21 protein-coding genes are annotated in these 26,007 nt (G+C 45.9%); 17 read left to right on the forward strand and 4 right to left on the reverse strand.

All coding sequences use genetic code 11. The features are described from left to right. Positions 1–15: 15 nt before the first annotated feature. The gene (locus BK126_RS19740; protein WP_076314271.1) at positions 16–1,062 is read right to left on the reverse strand and encodes a FecCD family ABC transporter permease; all 1,047 of its coding nucleotides are present in this window, start codon (positions 1,060–1,062) and stop codon (positions 16–18) included. Beyond that, complete coding sequence (locus BK126_RS19745) at positions 1,063–2,103, reverse strand: FecCD family ABC transporter permease (protein ID WP_076314272.1); 1,041 nt, start codon at positions 2,101–2,103, stop codon at positions 1,063–1,065. Between the two features lie 190 nt (positions 2,104–2,293). Here BK126_RS19745 and BK126_RS19750 point away from each other — a divergent pair, with 190 nt between their 5' ends. Beyond that, positions 2,294–3,091 (forward strand): hypothetical protein, encoded by a 798-nt coding sequence (locus BK126_RS19750; protein WP_076314273.1) that lies wholly within the window; start codon positions 2,294–2,296, stop codon positions 3,089–3,091. Positions 3,092–3,106: 15 nt separating this feature from the next. On the opposite strand, the gene BK126_RS19755 is transcribed toward BK126_RS19750, so the two are convergent. Further along, the gene (locus BK126_RS19755) at positions 3,107–3,967 is read right to left on the reverse strand and encodes an AraC family transcriptional regulator (RefSeq protein ID WP_076314274.1); all 861 of its coding nucleotides are present in this window, start codon (positions 3,965–3,967) and stop codon (positions 3,107–3,109) included. A gap of 206 nt (positions 3,968–4,173) precedes the next feature. Between BK126_RS19755 and BK126_RS19760 the strand changes: the two genes are divergently transcribed. The 14 genes from BK126_RS19760 to BK126_RS19835 all read left to right on the forward strand — a co-directional run bounded on the left by BK126_RS19760 (position 4,174) and on the right by BK126_RS19835 (position 23,686). Continuing rightward, entirely contained in the window at positions 4,174–5,055 is an 882-nt protein-coding gene (locus BK126_RS19760; RefSeq protein ID WP_076314275.1) for a sugar phosphate isomerase/epimerase family protein, read from the forward strand. Between the two features lie 15 nt (positions 5,056–5,070). Continuing rightward, positions 5,071–6,105 (forward strand): Gfo/Idh/MocA family protein, encoded by a 1,035-nt coding sequence (locus BK126_RS19765; RefSeq protein ID WP_076314276.1) that lies wholly within the window; start codon positions 5,071–5,073, stop codon positions 6,103–6,105. Positions 6,106–6,567: 462 nt separating this feature from the next. After that, the gene (locus tag BK126_RS19770) at positions 6,568–7,488 is read left to right on the forward strand and encodes a macrolide 2'-phosphotransferase (protein WP_076314277.1); all 921 of its coding nucleotides are present in this window, start codon (positions 6,568–6,570) and stop codon (positions 7,486–7,488) included. Positions 7,489–7,695: 207 nt separating this feature from the next. Then, entirely contained in the window at positions 7,696–12,906 is a 5,211-nt protein-coding gene (locus BK126_RS30145) for a rhamnogalacturonan lyase family protein (protein WP_076314278.1), read from the forward strand. A 449-nt stretch (positions 12,907–13,355) separates the two neighbouring features. Continuing rightward, complete coding sequence (locus BK126_RS19780; protein WP_256702979.1) at positions 13,356–13,991, forward strand: response regulator; 636 nt, start codon at positions 13,356–13,358, stop codon at positions 13,989–13,991. An 81-nt stretch (positions 13,992–14,072) separates the two neighbouring features. Then, positions 14,073–14,393: a hypothetical protein gene (locus BK126_RS19785; protein ID WP_076314280.1), complete on the forward strand. Its 321-nt coding sequence runs from the start codon at positions 14,073–14,075 to the stop codon at positions 14,391–14,393. Between the two features lie 81 nt (positions 14,394–14,474). After that, entirely contained in the window at positions 14,475–15,161 is a 687-nt protein-coding gene (locus BK126_RS19790) for a DUF5819 family protein (protein ID WP_076314281.1), read from the forward strand. 395 nt (positions 15,162–15,556) lie between these two features. Then, positions 15,557–16,339: a DCC1-like thiol-disulfide oxidoreductase family protein gene (locus BK126_RS30360; RefSeq protein WP_143757772.1), complete on the forward strand. Its 783-nt coding sequence runs from the start codon at positions 15,557–15,559 to the stop codon at positions 16,337–16,339. 35 nt (positions 16,340–16,374) lie between these two features. Next, positions 16,375–17,514, forward strand: coding sequence for a serine hydrolase (locus tag BK126_RS19805; protein ID WP_076314284.1), 1,140 nt, complete (start codon positions 16,375–16,377; stop codon positions 17,512–17,514). Positions 17,515–17,668: 154 nt separating this feature from the next. Then, entirely contained in the window at positions 17,669–18,436 is a 768-nt protein-coding gene (locus BK126_RS19810; protein ID WP_179085572.1) for a M23 family metallopeptidase, read from the forward strand. A gap of 16 nt (positions 18,437–18,452) precedes the next feature. Next, positions 18,453–19,376 carry a signal peptide peptidase SppA gene (gene sppA / locus BK126_RS19815; RefSeq protein WP_179085573.1) on the forward strand — a complete coding sequence of 308 codons (924 nt, stop codon included), beginning with the start codon at positions 18,453–18,455 and terminating at the stop codon, positions 19,374–19,376. Positions 19,377–19,395: 19 nt separating this feature from the next. After that, on the forward strand, positions 19,396–19,815 hold the full coding sequence (locus BK126_RS19820) for an RDD family protein (RefSeq protein ID WP_076314286.1): 420 nt from the start codon (positions 19,396–19,398) through the stop codon (positions 19,813–19,815). Between the two features lie 446 nt (positions 19,816–20,261). Continuing rightward, the gene (locus BK126_RS19830) at positions 20,262–22,355 is read left to right on the forward strand and encodes a catalase (RefSeq protein ID WP_076314288.1); all 2,094 of its coding nucleotides are present in this window, start codon (positions 20,262–20,264) and stop codon (positions 22,353–22,355) included. A 218-nt stretch (positions 22,356–22,573) separates the two neighbouring features. Further along, a complete protein-coding gene (locus BK126_RS19835; protein ID WP_076314289.1) occupies positions 22,574–23,686 on the forward strand; it encodes a mechanosensitive ion channel family protein in 1,113 nt (370 codons plus the stop codon). Between the two features lie 95 nt (positions 23,687–23,781). Here BK126_RS19835 and pepT read toward each other — a convergent pair whose 3' ends face one another. Further along, on the reverse strand, positions 23,782–25,017 hold the full coding sequence (pepT, locus tag BK126_RS19840; RefSeq protein ID WP_076314290.1) for a peptidase T: 1,236 nt from the start codon (positions 25,015–25,017) through the stop codon (positions 23,782–23,784). Positions 25,018–25,231: 214 nt separating this feature from the next. On the opposite strand from pepT, the gene BK126_RS19845 reads away from it, so the two are divergent. Both BK126_RS19845 and BK126_RS19850 read left to right on the forward strand, forming a co-directional pair. Beyond that, entirely contained in the window at positions 25,232–25,645 is a 414-nt protein-coding gene (locus tag BK126_RS19845) for an SRPBCC family protein (RefSeq protein WP_076314291.1), read from the forward strand. A 5-nt stretch (positions 25,646–25,650) separates the two neighbouring features. After that, on the forward strand, positions 25,651–25,986 hold the full coding sequence (locus BK126_RS19850) for an ArsR/SmtB family transcription factor (protein WP_076314292.1): 336 nt from the start codon (positions 25,651–25,653) through the stop codon (positions 25,984–25,986). Positions 25,987–26,007: the final 21 nt, after the last annotated feature.

The following is a 26,007-nucleotide window of genomic DNA, read 5'->3' on the forward strand; positions in this document are numbered from 1 at the left end:
GCCTATAGAGCGAGCTTACATTCTCGAACGTGACAGTAAATATAAGAAATAAGGAGCTCCAATTATGGCTACCATGATCCCTGCATGGATCTCGGAAGGCTGGAGGATGGAGCGCCCAAGTGTATCGGCCACCAGCAGGAGAAGTGCCCCGCCAAGTGCCGAAGCTGGCAGGAGCATGTTATGGCTCGGACCAACAAGCCTGCGGGCGAGATGCGGTGCAATCAGCCCGACAAAGCCGATACCCCCGGTAAAGGCTACACAGGATGCGGCAAGTCCTACAGCGATCAGGATAAGAAACAGTCTTTCCTTGTTCAGTCCAACACCAAGAGACATCGCCACATGCTCATCCATCGTCAGGGCATCCATCATTCTGGAGCGCGCGAAGGCAATGATGATGAGCAAGAGGACCCAAGGCACAAGGACAATGACTTGATTCCAGGTCGAGCCCCAGATGCTCCCCGCAAGCCAGCTCGCGATCATATCATACTTCTCCGGATTCAGCCGGAGCATCAGCACAATCATGAGCCCGTTTACTGCTGCGGTAATGGCAATACCGTTAAGGACCATACGATTAGGATTGAGGCCGTCTTTTTTGCTGTAAGAGAGAGCATAGATGATCGCTGCTATTGAGAGTCCTCCGATGAGTGCAAGGATGGGAAGCAGAAAGGCAGGGGCATCGGAGTTGCTGGAATAGAAGGATATATAGATTACAACAATGAAGCCTGCACCAGTAGTAATGCCGAGAATGCCCGGATCCGCGAGCGCATTGCGGGATACACCCTGCAATATACATCCGGATACGGCAAGACCGGCGCCGACCAGCATCGAAATAATGATCCGCGGCATACGGAACTCAAATAGAATGAGATTCTGCCTAGCCGTCCCGTTCCCCAGCAGTGTATTTAGAACCTCAGCCGGGGTCAATTTTGAAAATCCGGTATTTATGCTGATCAGCGTAAATATGATGATGAGCAGCGAGAAGCTGCTGAGTACGATCCACTGCTTCGTTCTTTTCTTATGCTTACTTGACTGGATTTGCTGTCTAAGTGATTCTTGGGTCATTTATAGTCCCCTCCCTGTTTTGCGAGCGATGTATAAGAAGAAGGGAACGCCGACGAGGGCGAACAGAGCACTGATAGGTGTTTCATAAGGAGGATTGATGGTCCTTGCACCCATATCCGCCAGGAGCATGAGCAGTCCGCCAAGGACAGCCGAGCAAGGAATGATATAGCGGTAATCCACGCCTACAATATAACGTACCATATGAGGCACAACCAGACCGACGAAGCCGATCGGCCCGGCAACAGATACGGCAGCTCCGGCCAGAATGAGCACAATTATTCCACCGAACAGCTTGACGATGCCTGTTTTTTGACCAAGCCCGGAGGCGATGTCGTCCCCTAGACTAATTAGGGTGATGGATCTGGAGATCAGCATCGCACAGATGAGCGCCCCGACAATCCAAGGAAGCACACCGATGAGCTGCGACATCTTGATGCCTGCGACCCCTCCTGCGACCCAGTAAGCAAGGTCCTGACTTAATCTAAAGTGGATCGCAATTCCTTGACTGAGTGCCGTTAATAGCGAGGTAATCGCAGCACCTGCCAGCACGAGACGTACAGGAGTGATTTTGGCCTTGCCGAGATAGCTTGTCCCATAGATCAGCCCGGTCGCCATAGCCGCTCCAACAAAGGAGAAGAGGATCGTTCCTCCATACGACATGCCGGGAAAGAAAGCGAGCGACAGAGCAATCATAAACGTAGCTCCGGCATTGATGCCAAGAATACCGGAGTCCGCGAGTGGATTGCGTGTCATTCCTTGCATGACGGCTCCCGATACAGCGAAGGCAGCGCCGATAAGCACATCTGCCAAGGATCTGGGAATGCGCAGCTCATGAATAATGTTGTGCTGAGTAGAATCGGGATCATATCTGAAGATCGCATCAATGACAGTTTGCAAATGAATATCAGCTGCTCCGACAGCAATAGATACCCCAATGAATAGAATGATGGCAGCCAGGCCGATGACAATCGTCAGCAATGCTCTGACAGGGCGTGCCTGAATTTTGGGTTTTTTCGGAGGTTCAGAGGGTTTTGTGTACACGTTATATACTCCTATGTCATCATCAATAATGAGTATCATTATCAATTAAAGATATTTAGTTCATTCTATATAGTTCTATAGGAAAAAAACAATCGAATTCCATGGACTAATGTAACTATAGCACACCCCACACTTTTTATGGAAACCTACATATAGTATATAGAATACGTGGCAATAAGGAGGGCTTGTAATGCCTGTGGTATCAACAATGAACGTATTAAATCAAGTAGTACAAGGTGTCCGGCCTTATAGCCAAGCACTCATCAAGATCATTAACAATGCCGATTCAGCGGGAACCTGCTACTTGACGGGGGCAGTGAACAGTACGGGAATTCAGGGACTATTTGCAGAAGATCTCTTCCTCATCAACCCAGGCGAGATTGTAAACAGAACGTACCTAGTGACCTACGATTTCTTTCAATTTGATGTTAGATGCTCACTGCAGGGTATGGAAGTTGCCATATACGGAATAAGTCCGGACGGCCTCTATAATCCCCTCTCTCTGCGGGAGCTTAATATAAGCCGAATCACATCGGAGATTCACTCTGATTTCTCGGTAACAGATGCGTACTTCCCGGCCATCAGCTTTCAGCGGATTCCTTCCTTTGCCTTGCCGGCAGGTGTTGCCGCAGCGGTCTATCCGCAGAGCTTCGACATTCTGTCCAAGCAGCCAGTCCGCTACATGCTGGTCGAGGGGGGGACGATTGACGGGACTTTTGTCAATTTCCCTACATCAACAACGAGCATACCGACGAACGATACCGTACTTCAAGTGAACACAACCGCCACGACCATCACTGGCGGAAGAGTGCTGACACAGGGAACCTCGGCAGGCTTGTCGGGCGCGTATGCGAATACGACGGTTTATTTTGCAGCACAGGATCTCACGTATGCACTGAATTCGGGTACAATCCTTACCTTAGTTGTCAGCTCATTGACGGGCAGCGATGACTTGGTCGTCACTTTTCGAATGGAGGAGGAATGGTAGTACGGGCTATCCATGTCATTGAGGTATGGATCTCATTTTGCGGACATCCGATGGAGGGATGTTCTTTATTTTTTTGAAGACCCTCCCAAAGTAAGTTAAATTCGAGAAGCCGACAGCCTCGGCGATCTCACTAATACTATAGCTTGTTGTAAGCAGCAATTGCTCTGCTTCCTGGGTACGAAGCGTATGGATGTACTCCTTCAGTGTCTTTCCCGTCACTTTTTTGAACACACTGCAAAAATAATTGGGGCTTAAGCTCACAAGCCGGGCCGCTTCCATAACAGAAATATCCTCCTGATAACGCTCTCGCAGCATTTCGAGGAGACGGGAGAGATTGTGCGTGTCAGGCTGACGGTAGGTTCGAACCTCGGCTACCTGCTGTGCATGGCGGAAATACTGTCCAAAGATATGGAGCAGCTCACTCTTAACCATAAGCTCATATCCCGGCTGCTTCTTCTCGAACTCCTCTACCAGTCTCAAGAAGGACAAGCTGATCGTCTGCATGCAGGCTTCCCGGCTTCTTACAATTCTGGGCCACTGCTGCTTGAGATGGAGGTAGGGGAGAAAGTAGTGATGCTCTGTAATATCGAGCCCATTGCCTCGGACGAGAGCTTCATTGAAGACGATGCATACAAGCTGTGTATCCGATGCCAGCTGTTCAGCTCGATGGAGCTGCTTCGAGTTAACAAAAGCAAGATCTCCTTGCTCCAGAACATCAAAATCACCATCGATCTGGAGCTTCACTTTTCCTGTCTTTACATACACCCATTCCATATGATCATGCCAGTGCAAATAGATGCCGTTTACGAAAAATACGTTAATCGGAAAAGTTCGATCGGGAATCCATGTATTTTCCTTGTGTGGATGCATCGTCATTGAATAACCCCCTTGTCAGAGTCATGTGTACTCAACCATTTCTATCAATATATTGGAGCAAAAAGCGGAATGTCAACGCTATCATCGATACAAACTGCGTAAGATTGTGCGAATATATCGCTAATTCGGATATAGCAGAGGCAAGGCTCCTTTAAGTACCATAGTACTCAGTTAAAGATCCTACTTTAAATGGAGGTTACCACCAAATGCATCCTATTCGAATTGGAACATTGGTTAATGGAGGCGATGCCGTACGTGTACTGCCTCAGATTATCCCTCATGGGTTCGAGTCCTTTTCGCTCACTTTCTGGCAGACAACTGCCGGGATTGATTTGAAGGAGCTTGCCAAAGGGGTGCGTGAACTACTGGACCCGCATCATATCCCAGTTACGAGCTTATCCATATTTGGCAATCCGCTGACTGGGGAGGGGAAGAATGCGGATACGCTGGGAAGCTGGAAGCGTCTGATTGAGCATGCTTCAGATTTTGGAACAGATCTTGTTACGGGGTTTACGGGTCGTATGCCCGGCTCCATTGATGAATCTATTCCGCGGTATGTAGAGGTGTTCGGTGAACTGGCTCGTTTTGCTGAGAGTAAAGGGGTGCGTCTAGCTTTTGAGAACTGCAGCATGGATGGAGATTGGAAGCGTGGAGACTGGAACATTGCCCATCATCCCGCAGCATGGGAGCTTATGTTTAATGCCCTGCCGATGGAGAACATCGGACTGCAATGGGAGCCCTGCCACCAGATGGTCGGCCTGATTGACCCGATTCCACAGCTTAGAAAATGGGTGAGCAAAGTGTTTAATGTACACGGCAAGGATGCCACCATTGCCTGGGATGTCATCAAGGAGCATGGGATTCATGGTCCGGAGCCTTATGTATGGCATCGCACGCCTGGATTCGGGGATACCAACTGGACCGATGTCATTACGATCTTAAGACAGGCGGGCTATACAGGCAGTATAGATATTGAAGGATGGCATGATCCGGTATACCGGGGAGAGCTGGAAATGACAGGTCAGGTTCATGCACTCCGTTACTTGAAGCAATGCCGCGGCGGTGACTTTGTGCCGAATCCGGTATAGAGGGAGGGGAGTCTTATGTCTAAGCACAAAATCATCGTTGCGGGGTGCGGCGGGATGTCCAATACCTGGCTTGATTATGCTGCAGCCAAAGAGGATGCGGAGATTGTTGGGCTGGTTGACCTATATGAAGAGAGTGCGAAGAAAATGGCGGAGCGCCGGAATTTGCAGGTGCCTACATTTACGGAGCTGTCCGCCGCTCTTCAAGCGACGGATGCCAATCTAGTGTTCGACTGCACCATACCCGCCAGTCATAAGGACATCGTCACTTGTGCGATGAAGGCCGGCTGCAATGTGTTTGGCGAGAAGCCAATGGCAGAGAGCTTTGAAGATGCGAAGGAGATTGTAAGAGTCAGCAGCGAGACGGGAAAACGGTATGTAGTCATGCAAAACCGCCGATATTTAAAACAAATCAGGGCACTCCGTGATTTCTTGCACCGTGGCAGGATAGGCAAAATAGGCGCCGTGCATGCCGATTTTTTTCTGGGACCGAGGTTTGGCGGCTTTCGCGATGTCATGAGCAGTCCACTCATTGTTGATATGGCGATTCATACCTTCGATCAAGCACGGTACATTTCAGGGGCAAACCCAGTATCTGTCTACTGTCATGAATACAATCCAGAAGGCTCATGGTATCAGGGTAATGCATCTGCCATCTGTATATTTGAAATGAGCGACGGCTCCGTATTCAGCTACCGCGGCTCTTGGTCAGCTGTCGGCTTGAATACATCCTGGGAAGCGGATTGGCGTATCATCGGAAGCACTGGAACTGCACGCTGGGACGGGCACCGGATGCCGATTGCGGAATTTATCAAAGATCAGGGAGGTACAGGATTTTTTCATGAGGTAGAGCAGGTGGAGCTTGGAGAGAGCTGGACAGGACGCGAGGGACATTACGGCTGTCTCGACGAGATGTTTCAGGCGCTGGACGAGGGAAGGCTGGCTGAAACCGACTGCAGTGATAACATCTATAGTATGGCCATGGTGTTTGGTGCAATAGAGAGTGCAAGATTGGGCAAGAAAATGGATCTGCAGCCGCTCCTGATGATTTAAATCGTTTATTACCTATTAAAGACGTATCTTCTCATTGTTAAGCCGGTCTAGGGTATGCTAAGCTGATACTAACTCAAATGGGAACGGAGGGTTACGTGTGCTGATTGCTTATATCCGCTTGAGAAATGCTTAGTGCTAAGTTATTCCATTAGCAGCTGAAGAGAAACTCTTGTCATCTGTCTTGTGTATAGATGAAGCGGGATAAGTATGTCCACATGTAGATAACTTCTCAAGAATATGCTTGCCTGAGCTATGAGCAGCTCGGATGCCTGGCATACCTGAGTTGGCATTCTATTTGTCATAAAGCAATGAATGAGAAGAGCTGAGCACGCGGACGCTGGCAAGCTGTGTTCCAGCTCACGCTCTAGGCGCTCATTATGCTTTTTTGCGATCCCGTAAATCGAACACAGGCAGACGATTGCCTGTGTTTTTTTTATTTTGATCAATTAGGAGGAAACAGTAATGACAAATGGATATGAAGAGCAGAAGAATACGAGTGCGGCTAAGGAGCTGCTGGATCTTGCCCGTAAATATGGATTACATTTTGCGTCGAATGAAGCGAAGGTAACCGAGTCGGGGATGGATTTCCAAGTCGCGATGGCGAAGGATGCGTCGGATGTAGACTGGGTCATTCGTAAGCCAAGAAGGTCAGATGTACTCGAGCGTGCTGCGAATGAGAAGAAGGTGCTTGATTATATCCATGGCAGACTGCCCGTGAATGTTCCGGATTGGAAAGTATTCTCGGATGAGCTCATCGCCTATCCTAGACTGGATGGTATTCCTATGGCGGATGTATCGACATCGGGCTATGCCTGGAATACGAACCATGAGGAGCTGAAGGACGAATTTGTGCGATCTTTGGCAGCGGCGCTTGCAGCCCTGCATGCGATTAACGGGACCCAGGCAGCTGGAGCAGGACTGCGGGTGAAGACACCGCAGGAGGTAAGAAGCCATTATGCGTCCCAAGCACAGGAAGTCAGGGAGAAGATCGGGGTAAAGGCGGAGCTGTGGGATAGGTGGCAGGCCTGGCTGTCCGATGAGACATACTGGCCTGATGTATGCGGATTGATCCACGGAGATCTTCATCCGCCTCATATTTTGCTGGATCGTGAGCAGCGAGTGACCGGGCTGATTGATTGGACGGAATCCGAGGTGGCTGATCCGGCTGCCGACTTTACGATCTACTACGCCATCTTTGGGGAGGATGAGCTTCAGCGGTTGCTGACTCATTATGAAGCAGCTGGAGGTAAGGTATGGCCGAGAATGAAGGAGCATATTGTGGAGCGATATGCGGCCTACCCGGTTCTTGTGGGACAATTTGCTCTACTGTCAGGTGATGAAGGAGTTATGGCAATGGCGCGAGGTGCACTCGGTTTAGAATAAAGGCTTTATCGTAGATAATTCTTGATAAAGTGCTTGAGACACTTGAACACCGCAGGTTCTTTCCGGAAGGGGGATCGCGGTGTTTTTTTGCGTAGGTGAAAACACTGATTTTTGTGTAAAAAACACTGTTTTTTAAATGTTAAATGACGAGACGGAACGCTATCATGAAAGGGATTACATTCCATTTTCAAAGGAGGACGCGTTGAAGTGAACAGGAAGAGCAGGCACCAAATCGGTGGACGGCGTTTCTTAATTATTTTTCTAGTCATGATGATGGTGCTCTCCACCATAATTACACCGGGTGAATGGGGGGTTCAAGCCGTGCAGGCGCAGGAGGGGACAGGACCTCTGGAAGGAAATGAAGCTGTAGAAGACAATACTCCGCAGGGAACGGTACCGGATGAAGAAATTCCAGATGAGCAAATACCTGACGTAGATGTACCTAGTGTAGAAGCACCAGGTGAAGAGACAGGAGGAGAAGAAGGCTCTAGCGAAGCGGGCCAGGGAGAAATTGAGACAGAGGAGGGCACATCGCAAGGGGAGGCTGCTAATGAGGAAGGGGCTCCAGCAGCGGAGCAGAATGAAGCAGATCCATCTAATATGCAAACGCTTACTGAAGGACTGTATCGCTTTGACTTTGGGAATGGAGCAGGAGCAGCAGGCTATACCCAAGTTGCAGAGCCGAATGTATATACAACAGAAGCAGGTTACGGATTTACTGATCCTTCACAAGTCACAATGACTGACCGCGGCGGAGACGATGCTGTTCGATCCGATTATGCCCGCATTCAGGACGGCGGCCTATTCCAGATCGATTTACCAAATGGAGATTATACGGTATCGCTCGTAGCGGGTGATGCTGCAGAGGCGTCTGAGATTGCTGTATCTGTAGAGAGCATGCAAAAAGTACAGCTGACCTCAAAAGGGGCTGGAGCGTTTCTCGAGATGAACTTTGACATTGCTCTGGTGGACGGTCAGCTGAATTTTGGATTCAGCGGATCAAGCGCAAAGCTAAATGCCTTGGTGATAACGAGGCTCCCAGACCGCACAGCAAGCGAGCATCCATCGGTTTATATCGCTGGTGATTCTACAGTGCAGACCTACGATCCTTACTGGAAGCCGGAGGCGGGATGGGGACAAATGCTGCCGCGCTATCTCAGTGAAGAGATTACAGTTAAGAATCACGCAATTGGCGGGCGGAGCACGAAGAACTTTATAGCGCAGGGACGGCTTGATGAGATTCTGCGGGTTATTCGCCCGTCAGACGTGCTGCTGATTCAGTTCGGTCATAACGATGCGACAATTTCGATCCCGGATCGTTATGCTTCGCCTGAAGATTATAAAGTGTATCTCAAGACCTATATCGACGGAGCAAGGCAGCGCGGAGCTGAACCGGTTCTGGTGACACCGGTGGGACGCAGGGACTTTAATCCAGACACGGGCAAGTTTAATGTCAGCTTCCCGGAATACGTACAAGCCATGAAGGAAGTATCTGAGGAGCAGAACACCATGCTCATTGATCTAAGTACACTGAGTGTCGCCTATTATGACTCTATTGGGCCTGAAGAGGCCAAGTCCGTGTTCTTGCATGTCGAGCCGGGCGTATATGGAGCCTTTCCAAATGGTGCGGAGGACAATACGCATTTTCAAGAGTACGGGGCTATTCAACTGGCAAGAATGGTCGCCGGCGCGATTCAGGAATTGAATATTCCGTTATCTCAGTATATACAGGAAAAAGCTCCCCCTGATTCAGTGCCAGGGCAGCCGACAGGTCTTGTTGCCGGGAATATCAGCAACAGCGGAGCATTGCTGAAATGGAACGAGGTTGTTGGTGCAGATATTTACCGGATCTATGTGAAGGGAGCAGAGGAAGCAGACACAGCTTACAAGCTGGCCGGCACAGCTACCATACCTAGCTATAATATAGCAGGCCTCAAGGAAGGAGCTGCCTATACGGTAAGAGTTACTGCAGTGAACAGCAGAGGAGCTTCTGAGCCGTCTGAGGAGCTTACAATCGGGACCAAGTCAGCAGCACTGCGATATGACTTCGGACCCGCTGGCTCGCCTGTTGCCGAAGGCTATACGGAAGTCAATCAAACGGTATTGTATACTGCTGATAGAGGATATGGACTCAAGCTGCACGAAGGGGCATTTGCCGATCGGGATCGCGGCGGAGCGACGGATGCGCTGCGCAGGGACTTCATCATCAATTTCGGCGGTCGTTACGAATTTAAGGTGGATCTGCCGAACGGAACATATGCAGTCAAGACGTATACGGGCGACTGGATCGGTTCAGCAAGAACCAACATAAATATTGAAGGCAAAGATTATGGTACAGCCAGCTCAGGTAAGGAGACGATTGCGGAGAAGGTGCACAGCCCGATCACCGTGTCGGACGGCCAGCTGAATGTGATGATCTCGGGTCAGACGGCTCATTTGAATGGCATTGAGATAACCCCACTACTGCTTGCTCCGACCGGTCTTGAGCTGGAGGGGATTGATCTTGAGAGTGATCCTCCATCAGCAGATGTGATATGGCAGAGTGTTGAAGAAGCTGTGTTATATCGCTTATACCGCCAAGCTGATGGGGAGGATAAGGCCTCTTTTATAGCTGAGACGAGTGAGACATCCTATATTGATCAAACAATAGATATCGGAATGAATTATGTATATACCGTAACCGCAGTTGATGCGGCAGGTCTTGAATCCGTGGCATCAGCAGAGCTTGGGGTATCCATGATTGATCCTTCTGTAGAGAAGGCTGGAGTACCGCAAGGGCTTAGCGTAGATTCCATTCATAAGAATGAGGTCACTCTTTCGTGGAACGAGGAGGCCGCGGCGAAATACTACAATGTATATCGCTCTAAGTCGGAGAGTGGGGATTATGTCCTTATCGGCAAAACCAATGAGCCGGTGTACACGGATCAAACCATTCTTAGCACGATACCTTACTATTACAAGGCTGCCTCGGTGAATGCAGGAGGAATTTCAGATCCGTCTGACGTCCTCTCGACTCCGGCCGTAACCACCTTATATCGTCAGATGGAGAATCTCGACCGTGCACCGGTAGCGGTGCAGACGGAGGAAGGTGTGTTTGTCAGCTGGAGAATGCTAGGGCTAGATCCTGACTCCATTGCTTTCAACGTCTACAGGGACGATGTGCTCATTACGAGTAAGCCGCTGACCGATCGCACGAATCTGCTCGATCCTAAGGGTAAGGCGGATTCCGTGTATAGAATCGAACCTGTACTGAATGGAGTGAAGCAGGAGAGCATTGAGACAGCTGAGGTATGGCAGAATGGATACAAGAGCATTCCGCTGGATAAGCCGCAGGATGCTTATACAAAAGACGGACAACCCTATTCCTACTATGCGGGAGATGCAAGTGTAGGTGATCTGGATGGAGACGGCCAGTACGAGATTGTCATGCTGTGGTCACCAACAAACGGTAAGGATAATTCTCAGGCAGGCTATACCGGTGAAGTGCTTATGGATGCTTACAAGCTGGATGGGACCAAGCTGTGGAGAATTCATTTGGGGCATAACATTCGGGCAGGTGCGCATTACACTCAATTTCTGGTCTACGATCTGGACGGTGACGGCAAAGCAGAGATTACCATGAAGACCGCAGACGGAACGACAGACGGTACGGGACAAGTGATTGGAGACGGCTCGCTGGATCACAGAAACAGCTCAGGTTATGTGCTGCTCGGCAATGAATTTTTGACCGTCTTTGAAGGAGCAACGGGAAAAGCGTTGAACACGGTTCCTTACGATCCGCCAAGAGGAGATGTGAACGCTTGGGGTGACGGCTATGGTAACCGGGTAGACCGCTTCCTGGCTACGGTTGCTTACCTGGACGGAGAACATCCAAGTGTTGTCTTCTCGCGAGGGTATTATACGAGAACCGTGCTGGCAGCCTATGATTTTGCCGGTGGAGAGCTGGTAAAGCGCTGGCGCTTCGACACGAACGATGAGGGCCTCAGCAGTTATGCGGGGCAAGGCAACCATAACTTGTCAGTCGGTGATGTGGATCACGATGGCAAGGACGAGATCCTGTTCGGCGCAATAGCGATTGACGATGACGGAACACCGCTGCACAATACCGGACTCGGGCACGGCGATGCTATGCACTTCGGTGACTTGAACCCGAACCGTGACGGCCTTGAGGTCTTTAGCGTTCACGAGAGTGCGGGTGCAGCCTACGGCATGGAGGTTCGGGACGCGCAATCAGGTGAGATTCTGTGGGGCATTCCAATGGGAAGAGATGTTGGCCGAGGGATGTCCGCAGATATCGATCCCAATTACCCAGGTGAAGAGGTATGGGCGGCCACAATTACAAACGAACAGCATATCCCGCTCAGTCCGCTCTACAGTATTACGGGCGAGCAGATATCCAGTGCGATTCCTTCCTCCACGAATTTCGGTATCTGGTGGGATGGTGATTTGCTGAGAGAGCTTCAGGATGATATTCGTATCGACAAATGGGATTACGAGAACCAGACGACGGTGAATCTACTGACGGCAGAAGGAGCAGCGTCGAACAATTCAACCAAGGCAAACCCGAGCCTTCAGGCTGACTTATATGGAGATTGGCGGGAAGAGGTCATCTGGCGCTCCAGCGACAGCTCGGAGCTTCGCATCTATACGACAACAGATGGAAGTGAGCACCGAATTCGTACACTCATGCATGATCCAATCTATCGTCTAGGCGTTGCCTGGCAAAATGTTGCTTATAATCAGCCCCCTCACACCGGCTTCTATCTGGGGACAGGGATGGAGAAGCCTGCTGCTCCAAACATCCGTTATGCAGGAGCGGAGGAAGAAGGGCTTGCCAAGAGCAAACCGGGAGTTCCCGTATTGTCAGATAACAATGGACACGACCATGGACTCCTGGACGGAGAGTACACAGTTACGATGAATATGTGGTGGGGGGATAACGGCACTCGTTATAAGCTGTATGAAAATGGCGAGCTCATCTATACCGAGCTTCTGTCCGACCGTACACCTGGCGCTCAGAGCGTTCAAGTACCGTTATCCGGAAGAGGAAACGGAACCTACACCTATACCGCGGAGCTGGCTAACCAGCACGGGGTAACGAAGTCGGCGCCGCACACCGTGACGGTCCGAGATGCTGCGCCCGGTAAGCCAAGCATTTCAAGTGATAATTGGGACGGCGATGGCAGCTATGCTGTTACGATGAATATGTGGTGGGGCGTGAACGGAACGACTTACCGTCTCTATGAAAATGGAGAATTGATCGATACTCAGGAGCTGGCTGCCCATACACCAAATGCACAGACAGCCTCCACCGAGATATCAGATCAGGCGGCGGGAACCTATGAATATTACATTGAGCTCGTCAACGCGCATGGCAGCACAAGAAGTGAGATCATCCGTGTAGAAGTAGAAGAGTAGAAAGGACAGTATTTAGTTCATCATTGATGATTAACTGGTTAATGGGAGGTATTGCTCCGCTAAAGCGCATGTTCATAATTTAGGCTAGACTTTTGAGTGACATAGGGAAGCACGGTCCATTGGACCGTGCTTATTTAAATTATTGTACCAAATAATCGCTAGGCATAATACATAAATTTTTAAAGTATGGAAATTATATACTTTTGCTTGTTATAATTACTTACTAATAACCAAAAGGTTAGTTTATTTCTAGTTTTAACCCCTTGGATGAAGGTTTTGTTCCTTTTACCTGAGGGGTGTTTCAACATAGTTATTACAGCCTGGAAAAAATATTAGCTTAAGAAGGGTGAGTGAATTAGGATTTATGTTGAAGATTAACCTGCTTATATGTCATAACGATTCACGATATAACGATTTGTTACGTACTTTCCAAACCACAAACTATTGATATCGTAGGCTACGTCACGGATAGTAGCGATCTGCTTTACTACATACGTCATTTAAAAGTTGATATTTTATTGTTAGATCTTCATATAACAGGGAGTTGTCACGAAGGTTTAGAGCTAATGGTTGAAGCAAGAAGGATAGCAAAAGGTATTAAAACAATTGTGTTCTCAAACCTGGAAAGTGAGGAAATGATAATTGACGCAATTGTTTACGGGGGGGCTATAAATTATATCACTAAGGACTTTTATAAGGATTTGCCGGAAGCCATAACAAATGCAGCTGCTAACATTTCGAGCATTCACCATTCCGTAGCTGGAAAGATTTTAACAAAAGTACATCAGTTCAGACAAAATGATCTCTATGAAAAAATAAGTCCCAATCAAATAGAGATATTAAAATTGTTGTCACAAGGGTGTAAAAGGGCGGATATCGCTACACAACTTCATTATAGCGAGCAGACTATCAATAATGAAATATACAAGATAACAAACTTACTTAAAAACAATTTCCCATATGTAGATTGGGGACAGTTAAAAAAACGTCATACAAAAATTATCATATCACTTGCGAAAAAATTAGGTATTATATCATTTTTCCCCCTAAATGTCATTACTAATTATCTTATTATTTCAGTTTAAAATATTTGCTCTATAATTAAAAATGGATAAACTATCCAAAAGGGTGGCCACCTAATACTGTAATTATGGAGGTTGTTTATAGTGAAAAGGAAAGTTATTGCAATTGCTTTATCATTGGGTATTTTTTCATTAGGAGCATTTACGATTAACGCGTCTTATTCAGCAGGTGGGTCTAAGACAGAGGCGGTTGGTTCGAATGTAAATGAATCCGGATTAAATGCAGTAGCGGCCGTGCCTGAGGTAGCACTTGCTTCGGCTGTCTCAAAAGCCACCTTTTATGTGACTGAAGCTTATAAGGCAAATAAGGACGCTCTCAACCAGGTTTTGTTTCTCGGTTCATTATTCGGGACAGAAGTAGTGGATACCAATTTGCAAGAAACGGATGAAATATTCGACAATTAAAACAAAGTAATCTGCAAGGTTCCTTACAGGTTTATGTAAGGACCTTGCTTGATTTGTTTGCTTAAAATGGAGGAGTGGAAGATGAAATCTCATAATTGGCGAATTTGTACATTGAATATTTTGTTGGTTATTTTCTCACTTTACTTCATTGTCCATTTCATTATCATTTCTCTTCATGCGGGACCGGTAAATCCTATATCTGTTGCTTTGAAGCCGTTAACTGACCGTTATGTAAGTCCGGTATTTTATCAGAACTGGCATTTATTTGCTCCTAATCCGCTAACTATAAATCAGAAGCTGTATGTAAAGATTAAATATAGAGAACAGCATAGTTCCAAAGAAGTAGAGAGTGAATGGTTGGATGTAACAAGTCCAATGATTGAAGTGAATAACGAAACACTATTCTCCCCTTATAATCGAATTATTCGAATCAGTATGGGCTATATGAATGGCTTGCAAATTGGCAGCGCAGATGATCTTACTTATAAGATTATTGAAAAAAAGCAAGAAAAGAATGAAGATATGACAATTATTGATGAAGCACTTTCTAAGGAGCAAGAGGAGGCGGAAACTGCATTATATCGATATGCTACAGCTGCAGCAAAAAAGTATTATCCAGATAGTGAACTCATTTCTGTACAAATAACGACAAGCAAAACTAAGGCGGTTCCTTACTCACAAAGAAAAGAAGATAATTATGACATGGAGGAAGTGTTAACAGCGTATGAATGGAAGGAGGTAACAAAAGATGTTGTTAAACTTCCGTAATTGGATGACTCAGAGTCACTTTCTGATTGGAGCAGGATTACTGAGAGTCTGTTTTGGTATAATCATAATTTATAATTATTTAATCCACTATAGACAACGGGAATTCTTATGGGGAGACGATGGGGAGGTAAATGAAAGCAAACAAAATTCCCAAATGATATATTAGGTCAAAAAAGAGCGGCGAACTGCTTAAATTATATAAAGAGAGAACGGAGGACTTAAATTCGTCAGTGTAAAGGTATTTTTCAGTCGATGCAGAAAAGTTACGGAGAAGAAAGAAGGCCAAGAAAAACGATTTTATAACTCAACTAGAAATGATGGTTCATAATTTTGTCGTTTTAGCTTGTATAGTGCAATTATGTATCGTTTATTTTTTTTCGGGTTGTTATCAATTAATGGGAGAATTATGGCAAAGCGGGACTGCAATTTACTATATCTCCCAAGTAGATGAATTCAGCAGGCCTATACTCCAACACCTCACTGAAAATTACTTGATCGTGACTATCATATTTTCTTATCTCAGTATTATAACTAAGTTGGCATTTCCATTCACTATATTAAACAAAAAAGTTAAGCCATTTATGGTTGCCAGTATGGTTTTTTTCCATGGGGGAATTGGAATCGGAATGGGGTTGCTGACATTTTCAATTGTAATGATTTGCATGGAATGCCTTGTGTTTACCGACAGTGAGTATCAAAAAATGTATCAGAATACCTTGAGGTGGATTAGATATCGACAACTTGTAATGAAGCGGGCAACCAGAAAATTTGGCTTTAAATATCTACGAGCGCAGCAAATCATAGTCTTTTATGACGGCTGGTGTCCAATGTGCAGGGGGATCGTGAAACGAATTGATGCAATGGATTATTTTAGATTAATACGCTGCGTTAGCTTTCGCATGCCTAACATAATAGACACATATCAACTTGATCCTCAAGAAGTCGAATTGCGTATGCACAGTATAGGTGTAAATGGCGGTATGCCTCGCAAAGGAATTAGCTCCGTCGTTCATATATCACAGAAGCTCATCCCGCTGTGGGTTGTACTTCCGTTTATTGCAGTTTCAAAATGGTTGGGTATTGGCGGATATGTTTACGATTATATCGCTAAGAACCGCAAACTTATTCCTGTAAATCATTGTAATGATAGTTGTGAAATTACACCAACAGTGAAATGAAATTCCTTCAAAAAGAAAGCAAAGGAGTTATGCGGATGGCAATGATTGCTGCTATCATTTTGTGCACTATTGCTTTTATGTACGTTGGCATAAGGGTATTGGCCGTTTATGAGAAGAAAAAAGATGACAAAAAAACGGAGTTCGATGTACTTCGGTTTATGTCGGAAAATCCTAACCAGGCATCGTTGCACTTTATTCAAAATGGAGACACGATTCTTGGCTATCAATCAAATCGGAAAATGCCGTTAGCCAGTGTTCTAAAAATCATTATAGTAGTTGAATTTGCCAGACAAGTATCAGAGAATGAGCTGGATCCTGATACAAGGATACCATTAGCTGAACTGGACCGTTATTACATTCCACGTTCTGATGGGAATGCCCATCCAGAGTGGTTGCAAGACGCAGGGAATCGGAATGCAATTGTTAATAACGGTGTTAGTCTTAAAGAAGTTGCCAACGGAATGATGAAGTTCAGCTCAAATGCGAATACGGAATATTTAATGAAAACGATAGGTTTAAAGAAAATCAATCTGCTTTTGAACAAATGGAACTTAAATCAACATGGACGCATATTTCCAATATCTTCTGCCGGATTAATCGCTGCAAGCGTTATGGAGGAAACGGGATGTCCTAGTTCAAAGATTGCATCGAAGTTGATGGAGATGCCTACAAATGAATATGAAGCCAAAGCCATACAGTTGTTTGAAGATATAAGTATGGATAAAGGAAAATCTCTTATTAAGCGATTAAATCGATCGGAGAGTTACCGTATAGACGTTATGCGTGTCGAATCGATGAAACAACCTCAGTCTACAACGCAAGAGTATGCCAATATAATGAGATATATTCAACTTGGAAAGTGTCTAGCCCCTGTTGCTACTGAATTGATAAAAGAGCTGATAGAATTCACTCCCCCTCAAGACTCAAGGTTTTGCAAGGTTGGACAAAAGGGGGGATCCACGGCCACTATATTAAATAAGGTATTGTATTTGGAGGATAGAAAAGGTGGTAATTACCAGTTGGCTGTTTTTATAAATGATCCTAAAAGAATAAATCATATATGGTTATCGCGAAAGCTAGATTTGTTTATATCCAAATTTATGGCTGATGATGAGTTTCAGTCCAAAGCCATCGAGCTTCTGCGAGGAATTGAGGAACAAAATGTTGTTAGTTAAAGCTTTAGTTGTGCCCTTTGTCCTATGTGGCTTTCTGATATTTTACAGATTTCGGAGCAAGTGGTCGTCTGTAGGATGTACACTATTTGTTTTCAATGTAACAAGTCTATTTATAATAACAGGTAATTGGACGCATATAAGTCACTATTTACGTATGATGTTGATTGTTTTATTTTTGGTTTCATTATTAATAGTGATTAAGAGATTAAAAAAACTACCATGGAAAATAAAAGGTAATTTATTAAGAAGCATAGGAAAGTCGATCCTTTTCGCATTTGTCACAGTACAGTCTGTGCTTACGAGTTATCTGTTCATAAGTTTACTTTCGTATGAATTTAAGAATCAAGAATCAATTGATTTAAAATTTCCACTAAAAGGTGGGATCTACGCAGTTGTTCATGGAGGTAGTTCTCCAATTTTAAACTATCATGCTGAATATTCTTCACAGCGTCATGCTTTAGATTTTGTTAAACTTAACTCATATGGTAAATCGCATAACCTGTTTGCAGAATTAAGTGATCTGCAGTCATATCCGATCTTTGATGAAACAGTGTATAGCCCTGTTAACGGAACTGTTGTTCATGTCACAAATGGAGTAGAAGACCAGATAAAGAAAACCTTTTCATCAAATGAAACAAATATGGTAGTTATTGAACAAGGTAGATATCAAGTATTACTCCTCCATTTGAAAAAAGATAGTATTCGCGTGAGTGAAGGAGAAACGGTTTTACAGGGGGATATGTTGGCCAAAGTTGGAAATTCGGGGTATAGTAGTGAACCACATTTACATATGCATGTTATTGAGAGAGTAGACGGTGTAGAGACCAGTTACTTTAATGGTCGTTCGGTTCCCTTTACAGTTGGTGGCGAAATCCTGAAACGAAATGATTTAATCGCTGATGAACGAGTTATTTTCAGATAAGCTGATGGAGGCAGATATGAGAAGAGTAGTTGCATCGGTTGTACTAATTTTTATACTTGTGGGTTTAATCAGCACGTGGCTAATTAAAGGGTATAATCAATCTGGGGGGGAAGTATGGAAAGAAAACGTAATCGAAGGGAACGCTGAAGGGAAAATTGTGCAAATGTTTCTTGAAGGAGAGTTATCCTCTAATGTAGGTGGAGAACATCCAATTATTTCCATGTTAGATCAAGCGAAAAAAGATCCTGAAGTCAAAGGAATTGTAATATATGTGAATTCTCCAGGAGGAGACGTTGTCACTTCAGATGTTATTTACAACAAAATATTGGAAGTGAAAGCTACAGGCCGGAGGGTTTTAGTTAGTATGGGCTCGATTGCTGCTTCAGGGGGATATTACATATCTGCAGCGGCTGATGAAATATATGCTAATCCAGCTACCATCACGGGTAGTCTCGGTGTTATTGTGAATATTTACAATTACCAAGGTATAGCCGATAAATTGGGCTTAAAGGAAGAAAATATTAAAAGTGGAGAATATAAAGATTTTGCGAATTCAATGCGGGAATTGAAAGATGGGGAAAGAGTCATATATCAAAGTATTATTGATGAAAGTTATAATCGATTCATAGAAGTAATAGCAGAAGGACGGCAAATGGATCTTCAATCGGTTAAACAGTTGGCAGACGGCAGAATATATTCAGGTAGACAAGCGAAGGAGCTTGGATTAATAGACAAATTTGGTTCAATTCATAATGCGACTGGGGACTTGGTAAAGACACTAGAGTTACGCGAACCAAAAATAGTCCGGTATACTAAGAAAGAACCATTACTAAGCTTAGGGTACTCAGGAGGGACATCCTTGTCTGTTGAAACAATATTGGAGAGTTTCTTCTCGATGATAAATGAACCAGACCCAAGAGTGCTGTATCGTCTTCATTAAATGAATAAGGAGTTAGAAAATGCAGACAACGATAAAGTATGCTGGATTTTGGGTACGCCTTATGGCCTTTACACTGGATTTAGTTGCCCTAGTCGCATTACACTATATTCTATTTGTTGGATTTTTGGAGAAACATATCTCAGGGTTGTCAAGTGCTTCAATTAGTATGCTGCTTATTATTTCATATTTTATTTTTCCAACCCTTCGTTATGGTCAGACATTGGGAAAAATGGTTATTGGTATTAAAGTTGTACAAACCGAAACAGGCCTCCAATTATCATGGGAGAATATTGTTATAAGGGAAATAGTTGGAAAATTTTCTTCTGCTATGCTATTATTTATTGGATATCTTATCGTCTGTGTCGATGCTCAAAAACAAGGACTTCATGACAAGTTCGGCCAATCTTGTGTTATATGGGTAGATAATGACGATATATGAAGCTAAATTATGCATAAAGCAGGTGGTGGATTGAATCCGGTTTTTTTGTGGGCTATTCGGATCCTTGTACTAGTATTGGGGTTGTTTTTACCTTTTGTAACCCTAATCTATAAGGTTTCGATGATTGGATTGGTCGTGGCTCTTGAAATTTGGTTTATCCAAAAAAATAAGAGTAATGGTCGGTTGGATTTAGTTGGGTTTTATATTATAGGAGCTATTATAGGTTATTTGTATATCATGATATTCTAATGCACAAGAAGTGAGACGATCCGTGTAGAAGTGAAGTAATAGTGAAAATTAAATGAAGAAACCATGAGGTGAAGGTGATCTTTATCCTCATGGTTTTTTTGTTGGTGCTGAAGCCGTTTAACCGTCATCCACGCAGGGTACTTATTTAAAAGTTTGGACTTATTTGGACTTAGATGATCAAGAGGAGGAAGGCCAGAATGAGTAACGAAGAAAAGCGCATGAATGAGAACGCTAAGCAGGAGCAGCTGGAATCGTTTCGCGTAAATAATGACGGTAAGAAACTGACCACCAATCAGGGACTGAAGGTATCTGAAGATGAACACTCCTTGAAAGCGGGAGTCCTCGGTCCGACCTTAATGGAGGACTTTCATTTTCGGGAGAAGATGACGCATTTTGACCATGAGCGTATTCCGGAGCGAATTGTACATGCCCGCGGATTTGGCGCGCATGGTTATTTTCAGGTGTACGAGCCGTTAACCTCTCTTACCCGAGCAAAATTCCTGCAGGATCCTTCTGTGAAGACACCTGTCTTTGTCCGCTTCTCTACGGTCGCAGGCTCGCGCGGTTCGGCGGATACAGTGCGCGATGTAAGGGGCTTCTCCACGAAATTTTATACGGAGGAAGGAAACTATGATCTCGTAGGAAATAACATACCGGTGTTCTTTATTCAGGATGCGATGAAATTCCCTGACTTTGTGCATGCCGTTAAGCCTGAGCCGCATAATGAAGTACCGCAGGCTTCTTCTGCACATGATACCTTCTGGGACTTCATTGCGAATAATCATGAATCAGCGCATATGATGATGTGGGCGATGTCGGACCGGGCACTGCCGCGGAGCTATCGCATGATGGAAGGGTTCGGTGTACATACTTTCCGTCTGGTCAATGAGGAAGGCGTAGGCCATTTCGTCAAATTCCATTGGAAGCCAGTACTTGGCGTCCATTCTTTAGTATGGGATGAGAACCAGAAGGTAGCGGGTAAAGACCCGGATTTTCATCGCAGAGATTTGTGGGATGCGATTGAGACCGGCAATTATCCGGAATACGAGCTGGGGCTTCAGATTATTAAGGAAGAGGACGAGTTTTCATTTGACTTTGATATTTTGGATCCGACAAAAATTTGGCCGGAGGAGATCGTTCCTGTGCGCAGAGTCGGCAAAATGACGCTGAATCGCAACACAGACAATTTCTTCGCGGAGACGGAGCAAATTGCTTTCCATCCAGGCCATGTTGTGCCCGGAATTGATTTCAGTAATGATCCGCTCCTCCAAGGGCGTCTATTCTCTTATACGGATACTCAAATCTCCAGACTTGGCGGGCCGAACTTTGCGGAGATTCCGATCAACCGTCCAGTCGCGCCGGTGCATAACAACCAGCGTGATGGCATGCACCGGATGACGATCAATCAAGGTCCGGTGAGTTATCATAAGAACAGTATTGCGGGTAACACGCCTTCGCCTGCATCGCCGCAGGAAGGCGGATATCAGCATTATGCGGAGAAAGTGGAAGGGCACAAGATCAAGGCAAGAAGCGGAAGCTTCGAAGATTTTTACAGCCAGGCTCTGCTGTTCTGGAACAGTATGTCAGCGCCGGAGAAAAAACATCTCATCAGCGCATTCCAATTTGAGCTTGGGAAGGTTCAGCGGATGGAAATACGTCAGCAGGTCATTCATCTGCTGATGAACATTGCTCCTGAGCTGGCTGCTGCGGTGGCTCCTAAGATCGGTGTCCAGCTGCCCGAGTCTGCCGAGCATCCAGCGAAGTCACCGGTGATTGAGTCTTCTCCTGCACTTAGCATGGCGAACACAATTCATTCCGCAAAGACGCGTAAAGTGGCCATACTGGCGGGAGATGGTTTTGATCAGCATGCCATCACCTTGATGAACGCCTTGACTGAAGCAGGTGCCATGGCCGAAGTGGTCAGTGATCATCTGGGACCTGTTGCAGGACAAGGAGGGGTAAGTATGGAGGCGATGCATACTTTCCTCACGAGCGATTCATTACTGTTTGATGCGATCTACGTGGCCGGCGGTGAACATAGTGTGCAGGCGCTTGCAGCCGACCCTAACGCGGCGGAGTTTATTAAGGAAGCTTACAGACACTATAAGCCGATTGGTGCAGTTAATGAAGGAGTATCCTTCCTTGTAAAAGGCCTGGGTATGGCGTCTGATTCTGCAGCTGCCTCAGCACCGGGAATTATAACGGCTGCGAGTGGAGAAGAGCTGGGAAGCTTCGCTGAGAAATTCTTGAATGCCGTAGCAGCACATCGATTCTGGGATCGCGTTATTTAAGGGGAATAGAAGCAGAGTAAAAGTGACTAAAAAAATCAATATTAAAGACAAGCAATCAAGTGACGGCTGTTCACTTTCTGATTTGCTTGTCTTTTTTTGTTTACCGTTCACCCCAGTGGAATAAAGTCGGTTTTGGATTTGCAATACCTCTTCATGTTACAATGGTCCACAGTATTGAAGGTGATTCGTTTTAAATCGTAGTAAAGGTGTGTCTATTATTGAATTTGAATAGTGTTGTTGAATTTTTTGGTGAAATTAATTGGTTTCGACTAGCCGTTGCGGTGCTTCTTCTGCTGGTCTTTACGGTTTTTAACAAATGGACCTCAACCCGTCTTTTTCGTTTAATGAAACGATTCTTCGGTATGAAGTGGGATAATCTCTACCTGACTGTTCGTAATCCGATCCGCGCTTTAATGATTCTGCTCGGCGTTTCGGGTGCAGTTCGGTTTTATTTCGATGGAGGCGGAGAATGGGTTCTATTCTCTCATCTCATTCGAACCGCCTTTATCGCGTGTATCGGATGGGGATTGTATAACTTATCAGGAAGGTCATCCCGATTCTTTGCCGGTTTTACCACCAAATGGGGCGTTGAAGAGTCGGATATGATCATTCCCTTTTTATCCAAGGTGCTCCGATTCTTAGTTATTGCATTGACACTGACAATTATCGCAGCAGAGTGGGGTTACAGCATTAATGGTTTAGTCGCAGGACTAGGGCTCGGAAGCCTTGCCGTTGCGCTGGCCGCTCAGGATACGCTCAGTAACCTGATCGCAGGCGTTATTATCGTGACAGAGAAGCCTTTCTCGAAGGGTGATTGGATTAAGACCGATACCGTAGAAGGTATGGTAGAGGATATTTCATTTAGAAGCTCGAAGATCCGTACTTTTGCGGATTCTATCGTTATTATTCCGAACAATATTCTTGCGAAGTCGGCCATTACCAACTGGAGTCGGATGGGCAAGAGACGTATCACCTTCGATCTCGGCGTTGCGATTGATTCGGATCGGAAGAAGCTGGTCACAGCCGTTGAGCGGCTTCGTGAATATATTGAGAGTCATCCGGAAGTGGACAAAGAGCTGCTGATGGTTCGTGTTAAAGGAATGACCAATGAACAGATTACGATCTTCTTCTACTTCTTTACGTATACGACGGTTTGGGTCGAGCATATGCGAGTGCTGGAGTCGATCAACTTTGAGATTCTGAACATATTGGAAAAAGAGGGGATCAAGCTGGCTGTGCCGGCACAGCGTTTGTTCGTTGAGAAGAATATGATCTTTGCACCAGAAGAGGAAGTGGATGTGGAGAAGGAACGCGTCTACGCAAACAACTAGTCTCCACATAGAGATTACTCTGCCGTATAGTATAAGCACAAGCAAGCGGCACATCTGTCCCCGCAGGTCAGATGTGCCGCTCTTTTTTATATGCCTTACGCTTCCCGCTGCTCAAACCGCTCTATGATTCCAATGATCACCTGTGTGGCTAAGACCATATGATCTACAGATACATATTCGTAGCGCCCATGGTAGTTCTCTCCGCCGGTGAAAATATTCGGTGTCGGCAGTCCCATGTAGGACAGCTGGGAACCGTCTGTGCCTCCGCGGATCGGGACAATGTGAGGCTCAATATCGAGACTCTTCATCGCTTCGCCCGCAATATCAACGATAAATTTGACGGGTTCAATCTTCTCCCGCATGTTGTAATATTGGTCGCGGAGCGTAAGCTGGACACGTTCTTCACCATATTTAGCCTGAAGATCCTTAGCGATCCGCTCCATGTTTGCTTTCCTTGCCTCAAAGCGGGCACGGTCAAAGTCACGGATGATATAGCTGAGCGTGGTCTCTTCTACGTCTCCTTGTATGGAGTTCAGATGATAAAAACCATCATAGCCATCCGTATGCTCCGGCGCCTCCTCTACGGGAAGCAGACCGTTGAACTCCATAGCGATTTTGGCGGAATTGACCATTTTATTCTTCGCAGTACCGGGGTGAACGTTCTTGCCCTTGAAGACGATCTTGGCCGCCGCTGCATTAAAGCTCTCATATTCCAGCTCTCCAAGGGGTCCGCCGTCAACCGTATAGGCATATTTCGCGCCAAAGGCTTCAACATCAAACCGGTGTGGTCCGCGCCCAATCTCTTCGTCTGGTGTGAAGGCGACTCGAATCTTGCCATGCTTGATTTCAGGATGATTCAGCAGGTAGTCCATGGCGGTCATAATTTCGGCAATACCGGCTTTGTTATCTGCACCGAGCAGGGTTGTCCCGTCTGTTGTAATCAAGGTGTGTCCTTTATAGTTCACAAGCTCAGGAAAATCATGGGGTGACAGAATGATATTCTGCTCTTTGTTCAGCACAATATCGTTACCGTCGTAGGAATCGATGAGCTGAGGATTTACGTTCTTACCTGTAAAATCAGTAGCTGTGTCCAGATGCGCTAGAAAGCCGATCACCGGAACTTCCTTGTCTGTATTCGCAGGCAGTGTTGCCATCACATAGCCGTTATCATCCATTGTGACTTCCTGCATCCCGATCTCCTGAAGTTCTTCTACAAGCTTGCGGCCCAGTTCCAGCTGCCCCGGTGTAGACGGACAGGTCTCGCTGTTCTCATCCGACTGTGTATCCATACGTACATAACCGGTAATACGCCGAATCAGATCTTGCTTCATGTACTCCTCATCTCCTTATCATGGCGGGAATGATGTTCCCGTGTTCAATATTTCCATTTTATCATGAACAAACGAAGATTCATAAATTGTAAAATGAAACCTAAAGGTTTCCCTTTACACGAAACCAAAAGGTGTCATATAATCATGAGAGAAATTGAACACACTTATAATCTTAGACAATTTAACTGGAAAATAGCGAAGGAGTAGAGAATAAATGACGCAAACATTGCCGGATATTCAGAAGACAATCGTTATCGATGCGCCCATCGAGAAAGTATGGAGCAAGGTGGCTACGGCCGAAGGTATCGCTGCCTGGTTTATGCCAAATGACTTTGAGCCTGTGCTTGGGCATGAATTTCAACTGCAGGCAGGACCGTTTGGAAATTCACAGTGCAAAGTGACCGAGCTCGAACCGCCGCATCGGCTCAGCTTCAAATGGGACAAGGATTGGATCATTACCTTCGAGCTGGCAGAGAAGGATGGGCAGACGGAGTTCACACTTACCCATGGCGGCTGGAGTGTAGAAGAGAAGACCTCCTTCGGCGAAGATCACAGCGTAGTGCGTGACCGGATGTCGGGCGGATGGACTGGAATTCTTAGCAAGCTGGCAGCGCAGTTTGGAGCGTAGCATTGATGTCAGCTGCACCCAAGCATGATGTCTTTCAAGCGATTGCAGATCCTACCCGCCGGGATTTGCTTCATTTACTGAGCCATGGGGAAATGCCGGTTGGTGCCATCAGTGAGCGGTTTCCCATCAGCCGAACCGCCGTATCCAAGCACCTGCGTGTGCTGGCTGATGCCGGACTTGTACAGGACCGTAAGGTTGGACGCGAGACCAGGTATCGACTGGATACCGAGCCTCTGACCGAACTGAAGCGCTGGTTGTCTTACTATGAGCGGTTCTGGGATAACAAGCTCACGATGCTGAAGCTTTATGCAGAACAGGATGAGCCTTTGCAAGAGGATTAAAAGTAGGATCAAAATCGCCAG

It is taken from the genome of Paenibacillus sp. FSL H7-0326 (assembly GCF_001955535.1).
Lineage (GTDB): Bacteria > Bacillota > Bacilli > Paenibacillales > Paenibacillaceae > Paenibacillus > Paenibacillus shunpengii.

Coding starts and splice junctions, on each gene's coding strand:
- BK126_RS19740 (WP_076314271.1), bottom strand. CDS start 1,062: ATGACCCAAGAATCACTTAGACAGCAAATCCAGTCAAGTAAGCATAAG.
- BK126_RS19750 (WP_076314273.1), top strand. CDS start 2,294: ATGCCTGTGGTATCAACAATGAACGTATTAAATCAAGTAGTACAAGGT.
- BK126_RS19755 (WP_076314274.1), bottom strand. CDS start 3,967: ATGACGATGCATCCACACAAGGAAAATACATGGATTCCCGATCGAACT.
- BK126_RS19760 (WP_076314275.1), top strand. CDS start 4,174: ATGCATCCTATTCGAATTGGAACATTGGTTAATGGAGGCGATGCCGTA.
- BK126_RS19765 (WP_076314276.1), top strand. CDS start 5,071: ATGTCTAAGCACAAAATCATCGTTGCGGGGTGCGGCGGGATGTCCAAT.
- BK126_RS19770 (WP_076314277.1), top strand. CDS start 6,568: ATGACAAATGGATATGAAGAGCAGAAGAATACGAGTGCGGCTAAGGAG.
- BK126_RS19790 (WP_076314281.1), top strand. CDS start 14,475: ATGAAATCTCATAATTGGCGAATTTGTACATTGAATATTTTGTTGGTT.
- BK126_RS30360 (WP_143757772.1), top strand. CDS start 15,557: ATGGGAGAATTATGGCAAAGCGGGACTGCAATTTACTATATCTCCCAA.
- BK126_RS19805 (WP_076314284.1), top strand. CDS start 16,375: ATGGCAATGATTGCTGCTATCATTTTGTGCACTATTGCTTTTATGTAC.
- BK126_RS19810 (WP_179085572.1), top strand. CDS start 17,669: ATGATGTTGATTGTTTTATTTTTGGTTTCATTATTAATAGTGATTAAG.
- sppA (WP_179085573.1), top strand. CDS start 18,453: ATGAGAAGAGTAGTTGCATCGGTTGTACTAATTTTTATACTTGTGGGT.
- BK126_RS19820 (WP_076314286.1), top strand. CDS start 19,396: ATGCAGACAACGATAAAGTATGCTGGATTTTGGGTACGCCTTATGGCC.
- BK126_RS19830 (WP_076314288.1), top strand. CDS start 20,262: ATGAGTAACGAAGAAAAGCGCATGAATGAGAACGCTAAGCAGGAGCAG.
- pepT (WP_076314290.1), bottom strand. CDS start 25,017: ATGAAGCAAGATCTGATTCGGCGTATTACCGGTTATGTACGTATGGAT.
- BK126_RS19845 (WP_076314291.1), top strand. CDS start 25,232: ATGACGCAAACATTGCCGGATATTCAGAAGACAATCGTTATCGATGCG.
- BK126_RS19850 (WP_076314292.1), top strand. CDS start 25,651: ATGTCAGCTGCACCCAAGCATGATGTCTTTCAAGCGATTGCAGATCCT.